This window comes from Pseudomonas sp. UBA5666, assembly GCF_002420785.1.
Lineage (GTDB): Bacteria > Pseudomonadota > Gammaproteobacteria > Pseudomonadales > Pseudomonadaceae > Aquipseudomonas > Aquipseudomonas fulva.
Genome location: NZ_DIIQ01000051.1, coordinates 44,311 through 58,462 on the forward strand (window position 1 = coordinate 44,311; position 14,152 = coordinate 58,462).

Here is a 14,152-nt window from a genome sequence, read left to right on the forward strand (position 1 = left end):
GCACTCGCGGGGGGCACTGACTCAGGCAGGGTTGGGCTCGGCGGCTGGCCTGTCTGCTGCCCGTCTGCGGTACAGCACCAAGTAGTAGGCACCCAGGCCGATCAGCCAGCAGAACACGGCCGTCCACACGTTGTGGGACAAAAAGTGCGCCCCTTGCATCATCCTGCCCACCGACAGGACCGTACCGGCGATCAGGGCGACCGCAAATGCCACGCGCGCGAGGCGCGGTTTACGATCACGCAACGCGAAAAACAGCGCGAACAGGCAGAACCCCGTGGTCGCGTGACCGCCCGGCCAGCACAGCCCCGGCTTGTCGGTAGCAGGCCTTGGCTCGAGCAGCTTGCTGTAGGTTTCCGAGCCGCCGAACTGCGTGAGGCTCCAAGGGCACTGCACCTGCGTCAGTTTCTTAAGCGGTGTGACGAAGGCGGTGGACACCCCCAGTGCGAGCACCAGGCAGCCCAGTTCGCGGCGCCAGCTGTACAAACCCTTGACCAAGAAACTTGCCGCGAACACAGCCAGTGCCAGTACGCCCAACACGATTACGCCCTGCTTGACCCGGTCATGCAGGATGTTCTCCAGCAGGTAGCTGTGGCGACCGATGAACTGCCCGGTGGCGGTATCGAAGAACAGGTTGGCTATGTCCATGTCCACCGACGTCCATTCGAGCGCCACCAGCCCAAGCATGATGGCCATTGGAATACCCAGGTACAGCCACAGGTTCAAGGGGCGAGGGCAATTTGATTGCTGCATGGCGGCTCCAGGGCGCGAGAAGGTCGCGCATTGTCAGGCCGCTTCTATGCTGTGTCCGTGAAGGTTCGGTGAAAAAAACGTCAAGCCGCCTGAATTCATCCAAAGGCTGGCACCCCGCAGGCTTAGGCCTTAAGCTGCGCCTGCCGCGCATCACCGCGAGCAGCGTCGCACAGGAGAAATTCATGCGCATCCTCTTGGTTGAAGACAACCGCGATATTCTGGCCAACCTTGCCGATTACCTCGGCATGAAGGGCTATACCGTCGACTGTGCCCAGGATGGGTTGTCGGGCCTGCACCTGGCAGCGACCGAGCACTATGACCTGATCGTGCTCGACATCATGTTGCCGGGCATCGATGGCTATACGCTGTGCAAGCGCCTGCGCGAAGACGCACGCCGCGACACGCCGGTGATCATGCTCACCGCCCGCGATCAGCTGGACGATCGGCTGCAAGGCTTCCGTTCCGGCGCCGATGACTACCTGCTCAAGCCCTTCGCCTTGTCCGAGCTGTCTGCGCGTATCGAAGCCGTGCTGCGCAGGGCGCAGGGTGGTGGACGTCGCACGCTGCAGGTTGCAGACCTGAGCTACGACCTCGACACACTCGAGGTCAGCCGGCAAGGCCGCCTGCTCAAGCTCAACCCGGTCGGCCTGAAACTGCTGGCGGTGCTCATGCAGAAGAGCCCGCACGTGTTGCGGCGCGAAGTGCTCGAAGAAGCCCTGTGGGGCGATGACTGCCCCGACAGCGACAGCCTGCGCAGCCATGTACACCAGTTGCGCCAGGTGATCGACAAACCCTTTGAAAAACCCCTGCTGCATACCGTCCATGGCGTCGGCTATCGCCTCGCCGAGGGCCGCGATGGAGTTTAAACAGAGCCTTGCCCAGCGCATCATCATTGCCTTTGCGTTGATGAGCGCGCTGGTGGCGGGGGCTTTCGCCGTGGGTATCGTTTCTACCGTGCACCTGGTGGAAGAACGCCTGATTTCGTCGGTGCTCGGCGGTGACTTGCAGCGTCTGTTGCGCATGGACAGCGTCAGCGACTGGAGTCACCGTCCGCGACCGGACCAACTGTTCTACTTCAGTGGCGGGCGGGACGACTTCGAGTTGCCAAAGGACCTGCGCCATCTGGACCGGGGTTTCCACGAGGTCTTTCGCGATCAGCTTTCGTATCACGCCATGGTGGAGATCGTGGACGGTCGTCGCTACGTGCTGTTGCAGGATCAAAGCGACTTCGAGGAGCGAGAACGGCTGCTGTTCGCGGTGGTGGTCGTAGGGTTCGTATTGAGCCTGGTGCTCGCCGTGATTCTGGGCTGGTTGGTGGCGCGTCGGGTGATGGCGCCGGTCATCCGCCTGGCGCGCCAAGTGCGCCATCGCGATCAGCTGTTGGGGTTGGCGCCACCATTGACGCCTGATTACGCCGCCGACGAGGTCGGGCAGTTGGCAGTGGCCTTCGACGACACCCTGGGCCGTCTGCGCGATGCCTTGACGCGCGAGCGCCTGTTCACAAGCGACGTCAGCCACGAGTTGCGTACGCCGCTGATGGTGCTGGCCACCTCGTGCGAGCTGCTCATGGAAAACCCGGCACTGGACGCGCGCTCGCGCAGTCAGGTCGAACGGGTAGCCCGCGCCACCGAGGAAATGCGCGAGCTGGTAAAAACCTTCCTCATGCTGGCCCGGGCCCAAAGAGACGAAGGCGCTGTGGCTTCGCGGGCAACCCTGCGCGAGGTGGGGGACGAATTGATCGGAGTATGGCGCGACACCATCGAACAAAAGGGGCTGACGCTGCATTACGAAGGCCGTGGTAACGCAGGTCCGGTCTTGTACAACGCCACCTTCCTGCAATCGGTCATGGGCAACTTGCTGCGTAATGCTGCCCATTACACCGACAGCGGTTACATTCGTCTGACCCTGCAAGCCACGCATTTCACCGTGGAAGACAGCGGGGTAGGCATCCCGGAGGAGCAGCGCGAAGCCATGTTCAAGCCCTTCGTGCGGGGGGATGAGCGCCGAGGTGAAGGGCTTGGCCTGGGCTTGTCGTTGGTCCAGCGCATTTGCGATGACCAAGGCTGGCAGGTCACCCTGACCTCGACCCACCCCCATGGCTGCCGTTTCCAAGTGGACCTCAGCAGCACCGTAGCCAAAGGCGAGCTGAACACACTTTCGTAATAGCCTGTAAGAAATATCCTATTGAAGAACGCTTTTTTCACAAGGCCATAACCTGATTCCAACGCTTGGCTGCTTAGTCTGGCCGCCATTGGAATCAGGAGATGCCCGATGCGTAGCCCCATCAACCTCGAGTTTTCCCGTAAATACGACAAGGCCCATGCCCAACAGTATTTTTTGAAGCACCAGGCTGGCCTGGCCAGGCGCCTTTCCCATAAGCGCGATGAACAGTTGGCTCGACGGGCCCTGATGCTGGCGGGCGAGCCGGGCCTGGTCCTGGACCTGCCCTGCGGGGCGGGTCGCTTCTGGCCACTGCTGGCGGAAAAAGCCAACCGCGTGATCATCGGAGCAGACAATTCTGCCGACATGATCGAGACGGCATGCGCGGCCCAACCACCGGAAATCGTGGCCCGGGTACGACCTTTGCAGACCTCGGCCTTTGCCATCGAATTGCCGGACAACGCGGTGGACAGCATCTTTTGCATGCGTCTGTTTCACCACATTGGCGAAGCGGCGCACAGAAAAGCGATTCTCAATGAGTTTCATCGGGTTAGCCGAGACAGCGTGATTGTGTCGTTGTGGGTGGATGGCAATTTCAAAGCCTGGCGGCGCAGGAAGCTCGAGCAGCGTCGCGGCGCCGAGCAGGGTCCAGGAAGTTACCAGAACCGTTTTGTGTTACCCACCGAAACGGTCGAGGCGGAATTCGCTGCCGCGGGTTTCAGAATCCAGGAGCGTCTCGACTTCCTGCCGTTTTATGCCATGTGGCGTGTGTATGTATTGCGCAAGGGTTGAGGCGCATTGACGGCTCTCGAGGGCAGCGCCCTTTGCGTGATCACCCATGTGACAGGTGCCGCCATTCGTCGTTCAAGCGTGCAAAGGGGCGTAGGTTGCACTACGTTGATGAGGTAGCGTTTGGCAGCGCTGTCAAAGGGTTAGGGCAATGAAACTAGAAATAGCTCGAACTTTGTTCCTGGTTGGGGGCCTGGCGCTCACTACCGTTGCGGTGGCAGCGTGGGAACAACCAAAAACAGTGGTGTTCAGCCAATCGGAGCTGGCTGAACAATGTGCACTGCCGCGAGAGGTAAAGCCGCAGCAGCAGGCCAAGGTGCAGCCTGATCATGACCTGCTGCTGTTCCTGTTCGGCATGCGCCAGGGCCTGCGGCCGTTCGGCTAAGCCGCAGGGCATGGCCTGACGCACATTTCAGATTAGGTGCAGGTGATTGTCCCAGAAGCCTGAAGGCAGGTTCAGGGGCTGGCCGACGAGCTGATGCTTGCGGCAATCATAGAACCGGCAACGGCCTTGGCCAGATGTCACGACGAACCCGTCCTTCACCGCACCAACCCCGGCACAGTCGGGCATGGGCGCATCCAGACGAACGGCGCCGCTGTCCAGGTCCCAGACGAACAGGCGGTTAGCCCGTGGTGCTGTCAAGGCCACCAGACGCAGTTCGTCGTGAATGGCCACGCTGGCGGTGTACTGGGCCATGGCCTGTAGCTGGTGTTGCGCAACGGGGAAAGCCTGGAAAGGCTGGCCCGGCCGTTTGATCGCCAGTAGCTCGGCAGTATCCGAGGCATCCCCCATGAACTGCTGGCACGCGGCAATGGTGCCGTCGCGTGCTACCGCCAGGTGACGAACACTGTTCATCTGCTGGGCCAGGGTTTCCTTGCTCAACAAGGTGCCGTCGCGCTGCATCAGCACCAGGCTCGGCTCCATGGCATCAAGGTTCATTTCCACCCGGCTTTCGGCTTCGGTACGGATGCCACCGTTGGCGACTACCAGCGTTTCGCCGTCCGGCAGCCAGGCGACTTCGTGCGGACCAATGCCGTGGGTGCTGAGCTCGCCTGTGCGCACCAGGCGCTCGTCGTCGAAACGGTAGACCCCCAGCACGCCACGGCCAGGGTCACGGGTATCGTTTTCGGTGGTGTATAGCCACTGGCCGTCCTTGTGGAGCACGGCATGACCATAGAAATGCCGGTCGGGCGGCGATACCACCGTCTGCAACAGCTTCCCGTCGCGCAGATCGACCAGGTAGCTTTCGGTCCCCGGGCGGCGAGCCACGAACAGGGCGACGGGCCGGTCGGGGTGATCGATGATGGCATGGCAACGCTGGGCGACCTGGGTGCTGAACACCTGGGTGCCGTCCAGGCGATAGCCCACGGCGTAGTGCTTGCCGTCGGCGTCGTCGCGTGCCGAAAGCAGCAGGGGCTCGCTACCTTTGTTGCGCAGAAGCGTCCAGCCGCCCAAGGTGAGGGCACTGAGTACAACGCTACCGAGTTTCAGGGCCTGGCGTCGCAGCATGATCAGTCACCGTCGTTGGCGTTGAAGCCCAACTGAATGTTAAGTGCCTTGGCCAACTCACCTTCATGCAGGCGATGCACGACGTTGAGGCTGTCGTAGATCTGGTTGAGGGTCTGCTGGCCTGCATCGTCGGCCAGCAGCTCGCCCAGGGTTTTCTGATTGTCGGCCAGCAACTTCAACGATGTGGCGTAGGCATCGTCTATCTTTTGCGCAAGCGCCTTCTGATCGCTAGGCAGCAGCCCGCGCAGCCCTTGATTGTCCACACCCACCCAGACCGCCTGGGCCGCCTTGAGGCTGGCCTGGAGGCTGTTCATGGAGTTGTGGCTACGCCAGGCTTCAGCCTGCAGCGGCTGTGGGATGCCTTTGCTTTGCCGCCCCATGGGCGCACCCAGCTTCTTCTTCAGTGAGTCCAAAGCGGTCACCTGTGCGCGCAGCAGGTCAGCGATGGCCTCGTGCGAATCGGCGTAGCGCTGATTGGGGAACTTGGTCATCTGCGAGAGCATGCCATCAGTGCTGTTCCAGCCCTTGAGAATTTCCTCGGCCAGCCCCTTCTGGTGCTCGGCGATGGCCACCAGCATCGGGCAGTATCGCGCCTTCTGCTCGGCCGTGGCGATGTCCGGCTTGCTGTCGAATAGGATGTACTCATAGGCCGACAAGCCGCGGACGACAACGCTGGCCTTGGCCAGGGAGGCCGCATCGACAGGCTTGTCCGCATTGACCAATTGCTCGACCTGACGGCCGACCAGGTTCTTCTTGTCAGGCCAGAACTGTACCTGCCACGCACGGTTGCCTTCGGCCAGTGGACCCACCAGCAAGGGTTGCAGTTCGGCCCAGGCCTTTTGCGCATTGAGGAAATCGGCGCGCGCCTTTTCCAGGGTCTCCTTGCCTTCACAGAAAGCCAGGGCGCTGGCGGCCAGCATGCGGTCGGCTTCGACCCAGCGGCTGTAGGTGGGCAGGATCACCTGCTTGGCGATGGCCGCGGAGGTGACGGCCTGCGGATCCTGCGGCGAGCAGGCGCCAAGGGCCAGGGCAGCGAGGCTGGTAAACAACAGTTTGGGTCGGAACATGGCCGGCTCCTGTGCATGTTTAAAGTGAGTTCAGAAAAGCCAGCAGCGCAGCGCGCTGCTCGGCATCGAATGTAAGGACGAAATCGCGTGCTGCCTGGGCTTCGCCGCCGTGCCACAGCACCGCTTCGAGCAAGTTGCGCGCGCGTCCGTCATGCAGAAATTGCGAGTGACCGCTGACCGTTTCGCTCAGGCCGATTCCCCAGAGCGGGGCCGTGCGCCAGTCCTGGCCGTTGGCGGCAAATTCGGTTCGTTCATCGGCAAGTCCGGGCCCCATGTCATGCAGCAGCAGATCGGTATAGGGCCGGATGGTCTGACCGGCGAGCTCCGGCTCGGCGGCATCGCTGGCGGTGGTGAACTGAGGAATGTGACAACTCTGGCAGCCGGCCTCGTGGAACAGGTTCTTGCCTGCAAGCACCTGGGGGTCAGACACATCCCGCCGGGCCGGTACTGCAAGGTTGCGTGTATAGAAGGTGACCAGGCGCAGGATGTTGTCACTGACTTCCTTTTCGCCTGCCACGCCGTCGCCATTGGGCGCTGCGCGGCATTCGACCTGCGCCTGGGTGCAGTCGTCGTTGGGCTGCAATGCCGTCGTCAGGCCCATGTCGCCGGCGAACGCATGCGCGTTCTGCTGGTTCACGTTGGGCTGGCCCGCTTTCCACCCAAAGCGGCCAACAACTGAACGTCCCTGAGCGTCGTCCCATACGCGGTTGGCGCGCCCACGAATCCCGTCGCGATTGCGGTCGTCCGGGTCTTCGTTGGCCAGCAGGTCGGCCTCGGGGATCGCCTCGAGCAGGCCCAGGCCGATCATCGGTGGCGCCACGCGTGCCGAAAAGCGCGTGTCCGGGTGCATCGCCCCATAGCCCAGCTGAGTGATCTGCAACGCAGGCATGCGCAGCTCGACCTGATAGCCATCCTTGAACGAGACCGTCTGCGGGGTGTAGGTCATGCGCACCTTGCCTTCAGGCACTACGCCAGGAATGGCCATGTCCTGAAGCTGGGTGCCGTACACAGGTTCCGGTACCACCCCGAGCCGTTCGATGACCTTGGCCAGGTAGGGCTGGTCAGGTATCGACAGGCGCACGAGCATGCCAACTGCATTGCTGGCATCTGTTGCGGGGGGGTGGCCACGCCCGTCGCGCACATGGCAGTTCTGGCAGGCGTTGGTATTGAACAAGGGGCCCAGGCCGTCGCGCGCCGTTGTGGTAGAGGGGGCGATGACCCACGGGTTGCGAAAGAAACTGTTGCCCACGGCAAAGTCCAGGCGCCGCTCAGGGGAGAGATTGGCAGCGGGCTGCGAATACGCATTGCGGTCACTGCGCAACACGGTCGTCTTGCCACCTGACAGCGCTTCGCCCGGCTCGGCCTGGGTGAAACGCGGAGCGTCATCACAGGCAGCGAGGGCAAAGACCAGCAGCAGAGGGGCAAGTCGGGACAGCGGCAGGGACATGCAGAATCCTGGGCCTGAACTTAAAAACCGGCGTGCAAGCTTATCAGGCCCAGGATCATTGAATAAGAGCAATTTGCGTTTGCTGGATGAAATCGTCTTGGCAGGTGCTTATGCCATGAAGAGTTTGAACTGGCGATTGACCAGGCTGACGATGAGGTTCTTGCTACCGCCTTCATGATTATCGCCCGGGACCTCCATCACTTCTTCGCTGGTGTATTCCATGGACGAGGCGGTCAGGTATTTCACTACATCCTTGTGGGCGGGCTGCCAGTAATCCTGAAAAACCCAAATGTTGGTCTCTGCACCTGGCCCCAGAATCAAGCGCAGCGCCTTGTAGTTCTCTTTGGATTTACCGATCCAAGGTACCGCGAGCGAGCCGTTCCAGGCGTGCTGGGCGCCAATTGCCAGGCTTTGGCTACGGCTCTCTCCGTCAACCAAAGTCAGGGTATAAGGCGTGTTGTTGGCAATGGAACGCAGGTAGGTGACGCTGGCCATGGTGTATCTCCTTTATGGATGAGTACTCGGACGTGGCAAGGGGGCGCTCGGGGCGCGGTATACGTAGGCCGCGAGCAAGGTGATTTCATTGAAGGGCGGTTCGAGGGTGGCTGGATCGAAGCGACCCAAAGGTTGCAGGCCATACTCGTGAGCCACGGCTTCGAACAGTCGTCGGTCGCTTTCGTTGGGGTCGTACAGGTAGACCTTGCCTGACCCTGCCAATACACGGCACATTTCCTCGGCCACCGTGTGGGTGATCGGCGCGCCCATGAGGGTGACATGCGGGACGGAGTGATCGTCGATCGGGAACTTGGGCGCGTCGTACTCATACACCAGGATCAAGTTGGGAATCGGCCCGCCAGCAAATGGGCCGTTGGAGATGCGCTGCCCTGCTTTGTTGAGGTTATAGGCGTTGTGAAATCCTGTGATCAGGTTCGCGCCTTCAGCGCGCTGCACGATCCGGCCCTCTCCCCAGACATCGAGAATCTGCAGCATTGGCTGCCTCCCTGTTGGCGATTGAATGATGCGTACAGGGTGGTCGATCATCGGCCTGCCAGGCAGCGGGAAGCGCTGCCGCAGACATGAAAACGCCCGGCTCTAGGCCGGGCGTCGAGTGCTGCACAAGGGTGGGATCAGAACTCGTGGTCGGCTGTGTCAGGGTTCAGGTTGTCGATACCCAGTTTGCCGGCTGCCTGTTCGATGGCACCGGTCTGCTTGACCAGGGCTGCAATCGCATCACGCACGATCTGATTGCCGGCGGTGTTGTCGGCAGCGATCAGTTGGTCGTAGTGCTCGCCTTTGAGGGCGTGATCGACGATCACCTGGATCTTCGCTTCGGTGGCTTCCAGGTCTGCGCGCAAGGTCGCATCGGCGGCAGGGTCGGCCTTGGCCACCAGTGACGACAGGCTAGGCCCGGTCAGCTTGGTGCCATCGGGGCGGGTGTACTCGCCCAGATAGACGTTGCGAATGCCCTTGGCATCGTAGAAATGCGAGTAGTGAGTGTTGTCGCTGAAGCAGTCGTGTTCGTCCTCGGGCGAGTTCGCCTCCAGGGACACCTTCATGCGCTCACCGGCCAGCTCACCGAGCGACAGGCTGCCCATGCCGAACAGCATCTTGCGCAAGCCGTCGGTGGCAGGCTCGGCTTCGAGCTTGGCGCGATAGTTGTCGGTCACGTTCGGCGCCCAGTTGGCAACCATCTCGTCGAGATCGGCGACCAGCAGGTCGGTGACGGCCTTGAGGTAGGCACGGCGGCGGTCGTTGTGACCACCCGTGGCACCCTGGCCTTCGAGGTAGTCCGACGCCGGACGGTTACCCGCACCTGGGCCGGTACCGTTCAGGTCCTGGCCCCATAGCAGGAATTCGATGGCGTGGTAGCCGGTGGCGACGTTGGCTTCGGAGCCGCCCAACTCGTTGAGGCTGGCCAGCTTCTCCGGGGTGATGTCCTTGACGTCGATCTTCTCTTCGCCCACCTGGATCTCGGTGTTGGCGATGATATTGGCACTGGCTGCCGGGTTGCCCAGGGCGTGCTCATAGCTGGTGTCGACGTAGTCGATCAGGCCTTCGTCCAGGGGCCAGGCGTTCACCTGGCCTTCCCAGTCGTCGATGATGGTGTTGCCGAAGCGGAACACTTCGCTTTGCAGGTATGGCACGCGTGCAGCGACCCAGGCGTCCCTGGCGGCCTTGAGCGTCTGATCGTTGGGCGTGGCGAGGAATGCGTCCACGGCGCTCTGCAGGGTTTTGGCGGTGCTCAGCGAGTCGCTGTACACGGCATGGACCATCTCGGCGTAGTGCTTGACCACGGCCTTGGCAGCGGCTTCGTCGACAGCCCCCGGCGTTGCTGCAGGGGTGCTGGCGGCAGCGGGCGCCTGGGCTTGCGGCGCGGCGGTCTTGTCGTCCTTGCCTTCACCGCAACCGGCGAGAGCGATGGCAATGGCCAGCAGACTGGCAGAGGCCAGGGGCGTTCGAATCATTGTTGGTTTCCTGCGTCGTGTGGTTGGACCATGGATGAACCGTGCGCGATGGCACGTTGAACCGACACATCATGCGAAAGATTTGCATTTGCTGTAAAGGGTCCAGCCTGCGATTCATGTAAAAGCAGGTCACGACGTGTCATCTGTGCACTCAGAGCACGGAAACCTGATTGCGCTGGGCCTGCCTGAGGAAGCTGGTCAGTTCCCGGGCCGACAGCGGTTTGCTGTAGTGGTAGCCCTGGCCCTCGTGACAGCCTTGGGCAATGATGTAGGCTTCCTGTTCGGCGGTTTCCACGCCTTCGGCAATGACCTGCATGCCCAGGCTTTTGCCCAACTGGATGATGGCGCGCACGATGGTCGCGTCATCGTCGTCATCGAGCAGGTCCTGCACGAAGCTCTTGTCGATCTTGATCTTGTCCAGGGGCAAGGACTTGAGGTAACTCAATGACGAGTACCCGGTCCCGAAGTCGTCGATGGCGATCAGGGCGCCCGAGCGGCGCAGGCTCAGCAGGTGTTGGGCCGCGGTGCTGATGTCCTCCATCAGGCCAGTCTCGGTCACCTCCAGTTCCAGGCTGCGCGGGGGCAGGCGATAGGCCTGGAGCAAATTGTTCACCACCCGCGGCAGTTCGCTGTGGTGAAGTTGGACGGTGGACAGGTTGACCGCCATGCGCAGTTCGCTGAAGCCCAGGTCGTGCCATTCGCGCAATTGCCGGCAGGCCTGGTCGAGCACCCACTCGCCGATCCCGATGATGCTGCCGTTCTGTTCGGCCAGCGGTATGAACTGATCGGGCGGCACCATGCCCAGTTCCGGATGCTGCCAGCGCAACAGCGCCTCGACCCCTACAACGCGATGATCGCGATAGCTGATCTGGGGTTGATACACCAGGTACAGCTGGTTGCGTGGCAGGGCCTCGCGCAGGTCCTTTTCCAGCTCACGGCGCCGACGCATCTCGGTGTCCACGCTCGCGATATAGAACTGGTAGCGATTGCGTGAGCGCGCCTTGGCCAGGGTCATGGTCTGCTCGGCTTTTTGCAGGAGTTTTTCGGTGCTGTCGCCGTCTTCCGGGAACAGGGTGATGCCAATGGTTGCGCGCAGCCGGATCTGCTGGTGGTGGTCCAGGTCGAAGGGCACTTCCAGGTCATCCAGGATGCTTTGCGCAAGCTCTGCCGCTTCGTAGGGCTGTTCGATGTTGGCCTGCACCAGCGCGAACTGGTCGCCCCCCAGCCGCGCCAGCGCGCCCAGTCGTCCGCTGTGGGCCCTCAGACGATCGGCCAAGGCCAGCAGCAACTGGTCGCCTACCTGGTAGGTGAACTGCTCGTTGATGCCCTTGAAATCATCCAGGCCTACGCATAGCACGGCCACCCGGTGTTGCAGGCGCCCACCGTCCACCAGAATCTTGTCCAGTTGCTGCTGCAGTTGCTGGCGATTGGGCAGGCCGGTGAGGAAGTCGTACTGGGCCATGCGCTGCAGACTGTTCTCGGCCTCATGGCGCAGATGGGTATTGCGCTCGATCGATGCCAGCAACTGGTTGGCGGTGTTCACCCAAAGGCCGAGCTCGTTCTTCTCATGGCCTTTGATCAGTGGGATCTGATGCTGGCTGGGGCGATCCGGATTGATCTGGGTGAGGTGTTCGATGATTTTGGAGAGTGGCTTGGTCAACAGCCAGTGGTAGACCAGGTACAGCACCAGCCCCATGGCAAGCGCTCGAAGCACGCCGGATATGAAGATGATCACGGCATTGATCAGAAAGTCTTCGCCATAGGCCGCCGTATCGAGGGTGATGTTGAGGTCGCCGTAATATTCACTGTAGGGCCCCCGGCCTACCAGCTGCGTGGAGTAGCTACGCTCCTGGCCAAGAATCAGGTCGGTGAGCCAACGCAGGGGCATGTCCTGCAAGGGTCGGGACTTTTCTGCCAGCATCGTCTCGTTGGGGTGGCCGATGGAGGCCATTCGAACCGACTCGTCCTGAAACAGGCCTTCCATGACCTGCATGCCCATTTCTCGGTCCAGGCTGTAGACCGCCTGTGTGGAAGGATCGCGGAACATGTCGAGAATACGCTGGGCGTCATTGTTGACGGCCTGGCGTGTCTTGTAGGTGTCATAGACGATTTGCGCACAGCTGAGCACGACGCCGACCGCTAGCGCCGCCAGGAGCACGACCCTTAGCAACTTGACCGACAAGCTGTTACGCAATTCCAGCTTCAAGGGAGGTTCCTTAATCCATGCAAATGACATTATTTTGCCATCAATCACGACCTTTCACTACGGGAGGGTCATTAGCAGTGTATCGGTTGAAGCCCTGGGTAACTTGAGTGGGCCTCGTCAAGAAACCGGAAGTTTGATGTTAGCGCGCTATGCACACTGAGCAAGTGCCACATCGCCGAACAGCAGGCATAAAAAAGCCCGGCACGTGCCGGGCTCTCAGAGCGTTACGAGGCTCAGGCCTTGAAGGTCTTGCCTTCGAACTGCTCGGCCACGAAGGCCCAGTTGACGAGGTTCCAGAACGCCTCGACATACTTCGGCCGCAGGTTGCGGTAGTCGATGTAATAGGCGTGTTCCCAGACATCGCAGGTCAGCAGCGGGGTATCGCCGCTGGTCAGCGGGTTGCCGGCACCGATGGTGCTGGCCAGCGCCAGGGAACCATCAGTTTTCTTGACCAGCCAGCCCCAGCCGGAACCGAAGGTGCCGACGGACGTCTTGGTGAACTCTTCCTTGAACTTGTCGAAGGAACCGAAAGCGGTGTTGATGGCTTCTGCCAGGGCGCCGGTCGGCTGGCCGCCGCCGTTTGGCGACAGGCAGTTCCAGTAGAAGGAGTGGTTCCACACTTGAGCGGCGTTGTTGAAGATGCCGCCCGACGAAGAGGTGACGATCTCTTCGAGGGTCTTGCCTTCGAATTCGGTGCCCGGGACCAGGTTGTTCAGGTTCACGACATAGGTGTTGTGGTGCTTGTCGTGGTGATACTCCAGGGTTTCCTTGGAGATGTGCGGCTGCAGGGCATCGTGGGCGTAGGGCAGCGGCGGCAATTCAAAAGCCATGGTAGATCTCCTGATTCAGGTCTAGTTCGCGGTTTGCGCAGGGCCGATCACGGGCGGCCCTATGTGCGTCGGCGAGTTTGTACTCTTTGCGACGCAAGGGCTGGATCATAGCACCAAGCCTTGGCGCATAACCACGCAACAAACATAGGGATTAGAGGTTCCAGGCGCCTTGGCGGGCAGCGACCGGTGGCAGTCGTTTCCAGACCGGACAGGCAGGTAAGTCGCCCGTTGGCACCCACGAGCCCGTACGATCAGTTGAAGATCAGTTGCGCTGCCACGGCGAACATCATCACGGCCACCATCAGGTCCAGCAGTCGCCAGGTGCCTGGCCGTGCCAGCCAGGGCGCCAACCAGGCCGCCCCGATCGCCAGGGTCGAGAACCACAGCAGCGAAGCACTGGCAGCCCCGGCCACGTAGGCGCCCGGCGCCGTCTGCTGGGCCCCGAGCGAGCCGATCAGCAGCACGGTGTCGAGGTAAACGTGGGGGTTGAGCAAGGTGACCGCCAGTGCACTGAGCAGCACGGCGCGCCGTGAGCGCATGCCATGGCCCTGCTGGTGCTGCAGGCTCTGGTCGGAAAAGACGCTGCGAAGCGCCTTGGCCCCGTACCAGATGAGGAACACCGCGCCCCCCCAGCGGGCAACGCTCAGCAGCGTCGGGTTATGGGCCAGGGCCGTGGCAAGGCCGAACACACCTGCGGCGACCAGCAGGGCATCACACAGGATGCACAGCGCTGCCACCGGCAAGTGATGCTCGCGGCGCAGGCTTTGCGCCAGGACGAATGCGTTCTGCGTGCCGATGGCCATGATCAGGCCCAGGGCGACCAGCAGGCCATTGAGATAACTCTGCCACATGGAAGACGACTCCTCGAAAGATGCTGGCCAGTGTGACAAGTTACGGGTTATAAGAAAAATCAATAAAGCTCACTGGG

Annotated in this window: 14 protein-coding genes; 4 read left to right on the top strand and 10 right to left on the bottom strand. The window is 61.6% G+C overall.

Annotation, left to right across the window (positions count from 1 at the left end; all coding sequences use genetic code 11):
• Positions 1–21: 21 nt before the first annotated feature.
• Positions 22–750, bottom strand: coding sequence for a phosphatase PAP2 family protein (locus tag B2Y33_RS21985; protein WP_110607304.1), 729 nt, complete (start codon positions 748–750; stop codon positions 22–24).
• A gap of 182 nt (positions 751–932) precedes the next feature.
• Between B2Y33_RS21985 and colR the strand changes: the two genes are divergently transcribed.
• The 4 genes from colR to B2Y33_RS22005 all read left to right on the top strand — a co-directional run bounded on the left by colR (position 933) and on the right by B2Y33_RS22005 (position 4,084).
• Positions 933–1,616 (top strand): two-component system response regulator ColR, encoded by a 684-nt coding sequence (gene colR / locus B2Y33_RS21990; protein WP_023534349.1) that lies wholly within the window; start codon positions 933–935, stop codon positions 1,614–1,616.
• Positions 1,606–2,913 carry a sensor histidine kinase gene (locus B2Y33_RS21995; RefSeq protein WP_206405653.1) on the top strand — a complete coding sequence of 436 codons (1,308 nt, stop codon included), beginning with the start codon at positions 1,606–1,608 and terminating at the stop codon, positions 2,911–2,913. The genes colR and B2Y33_RS21995 overlap by 11 nt, the downstream gene beginning before the upstream one ends.
• A 108-nt stretch (positions 2,914–3,021) precedes the next feature.
• Positions 3,022–3,702, top strand: a complete 681-nt coding sequence (locus tag B2Y33_RS22000) for a class I SAM-dependent methyltransferase (protein WP_206405654.1) — start codon at positions 3,022–3,024, stop codon at positions 3,700–3,702.
• 148 nt (positions 3,703–3,850) lie between these two features.
• Positions 3,851–4,084, top strand: a complete 234-nt coding sequence (locus B2Y33_RS22005; protein ID WP_023534390.1) for a hypothetical protein — start codon at positions 3,851–3,853, stop codon at positions 4,082–4,084.
• A gap of 27 nt (positions 4,085–4,111) precedes the next feature.
• Here B2Y33_RS22005 and B2Y33_RS22010 read toward each other — a convergent pair whose 3' ends face one another.
• From B2Y33_RS22010 to B2Y33_RS22050, 9 genes are all read right to left on the bottom strand, one after another.
• Entirely contained in the window at positions 4,112–5,209 is a 1,098-nt protein-coding gene (locus B2Y33_RS22010; RefSeq protein ID WP_027914502.1) for a DUF1513 domain-containing protein, read from the bottom strand.
• Positions 5,210–5,211: 2 nt separating this feature from the next.
• Positions 5,212–6,276 carry an imelysin family protein gene (locus B2Y33_RS22015; RefSeq protein WP_027914503.1) on the bottom strand — a complete coding sequence of 355 codons (1,065 nt, stop codon included), beginning with the start codon at positions 6,274–6,276 and terminating at the stop codon, positions 5,212–5,214.
• A 19-nt stretch (positions 6,277–6,295) separates the two neighbouring features.
• Entirely contained in the window at positions 6,296–7,723 is a 1,428-nt protein-coding gene (locus tag B2Y33_RS22020) for a di-heme oxidoredictase family protein (protein WP_206405655.1), read from the bottom strand.
• A 108-nt stretch (positions 7,724–7,831) separates the two neighbouring features.
• A complete protein-coding gene (locus B2Y33_RS22025) occupies positions 7,832–8,218 on the bottom strand; it encodes a hypothetical protein (RefSeq protein ID WP_027914505.1) in 387 nt (128 codons plus the stop codon).
• Between the two features lie 12 nt (positions 8,219–8,230).
• Positions 8,231–8,713 (bottom strand): hypothetical protein, encoded by a 483-nt coding sequence (locus B2Y33_RS22030; RefSeq protein WP_027914506.1) that lies wholly within the window; start codon positions 8,711–8,713, stop codon positions 8,231–8,233.
• A gap of 137 nt (positions 8,714–8,850) precedes the next feature.
• Complete coding sequence (locus tag B2Y33_RS22035; protein ID WP_027914507.1) at positions 8,851–10,188, bottom strand: imelysin family protein; 1,338 nt, start codon at positions 10,186–10,188, stop codon at positions 8,851–8,853.
• 151 nt (positions 10,189–10,339) lie between these two features.
• On the bottom strand, positions 10,340–12,394 hold the full coding sequence (locus B2Y33_RS22040) for a putative bifunctional diguanylate cyclase/phosphodiesterase (protein WP_059183299.1): 2,055 nt from the start codon (positions 12,392–12,394) through the stop codon (positions 10,340–10,342).
• A 233-nt stretch (positions 12,395–12,627) separates the two neighbouring features.
• Positions 12,628–13,224 carry a superoxide dismutase gene (locus B2Y33_RS22045; protein WP_206405656.1) on the bottom strand — a complete coding sequence of 199 codons (597 nt, stop codon included), beginning with the start codon at positions 13,222–13,224 and terminating at the stop codon, positions 12,628–12,630.
• Positions 13,225–13,475: 251 nt separating this feature from the next.
• Entirely contained in the window at positions 13,476–14,075 is a 600-nt protein-coding gene (locus B2Y33_RS22050; RefSeq protein ID WP_206405657.1) for a LysE/ArgO family amino acid transporter, read from the bottom strand.
• Positions 14,076–14,152 lie beyond the last annotated feature (77 nt).

Bases quoted from the DNA above. Each gene is read 5' to 3' on its own strand.
- B2Y33_RS22015 (WP_027914503.1), bottom strand. From the start codon at position 6,276: ATGTTCCGACCCAAACTGTTGTTTACCAGCCTCGCTGCCCTGGCCCTT.
- B2Y33_RS22035 (WP_027914507.1), bottom strand. From the start codon at position 10,188: ATGATTCGAACGCCCCTGGCCTCTGCCAGTCTGCTGGCCATTGCCATC.
- B2Y33_RS22030 (WP_027914506.1), bottom strand. From the start codon at position 8,713: ATGCTGCAGATTCTCGATGTCTGGGGAGAGGGCCGGATCGTGCAGCGC.
- B2Y33_RS21985 (WP_110607304.1), bottom strand. From the start codon at position 750: ATGCAGCAATCAAATTGCCCTCGCCCCTTGAACCTGTGGCTGTACCTG.
- B2Y33_RS22050 (WP_206405657.1), bottom strand. From the start codon at position 14,075: ATGTGGCAGAGTTATCTCAATGGCCTGCTGGTCGCCCTGGGCCTGATC.
- B2Y33_RS22045 (WP_206405656.1), bottom strand. From the start codon at position 13,224: ATGGCTTTTGAATTGCCGCCGCTGCCCTACGCCCACGATGCCCTGCAG.
- B2Y33_RS21995 (WP_206405653.1), top strand. From the start codon at position 1,606: ATGGAGTTTAAACAGAGCCTTGCCCAGCGCATCATCATTGCCTTTGCG.
- B2Y33_RS22025 (WP_027914505.1), bottom strand. From the start codon at position 8,218: ATGGCCAGCGTCACCTACCTGCGTTCCATTGCCAACAACACGCCTTAT.
- B2Y33_RS22000 (WP_206405654.1), top strand. From the start codon at position 3,022: ATGCGTAGCCCCATCAACCTCGAGTTTTCCCGTAAATACGACAAGGCC.
- B2Y33_RS22020 (WP_206405655.1), bottom strand. From the start codon at position 7,723: ATGTCCCTGCCGCTGTCCCGACTTGCCCCTCTGCTGCTGGTCTTTGCC.
- colR (WP_023534349.1), top strand. From the start codon at position 933: ATGCGCATCCTCTTGGTTGAAGACAACCGCGATATTCTGGCCAACCTT.
- B2Y33_RS22010 (WP_027914502.1), bottom strand. From the start codon at position 5,209: ATGCTGCGACGCCAGGCCCTGAAACTCGGTAGCGTTGTACTCAGTGCC.
- B2Y33_RS22005 (WP_023534390.1), top strand. From the start codon at position 3,851: ATGAAACTAGAAATAGCTCGAACTTTGTTCCTGGTTGGGGGCCTGGCG.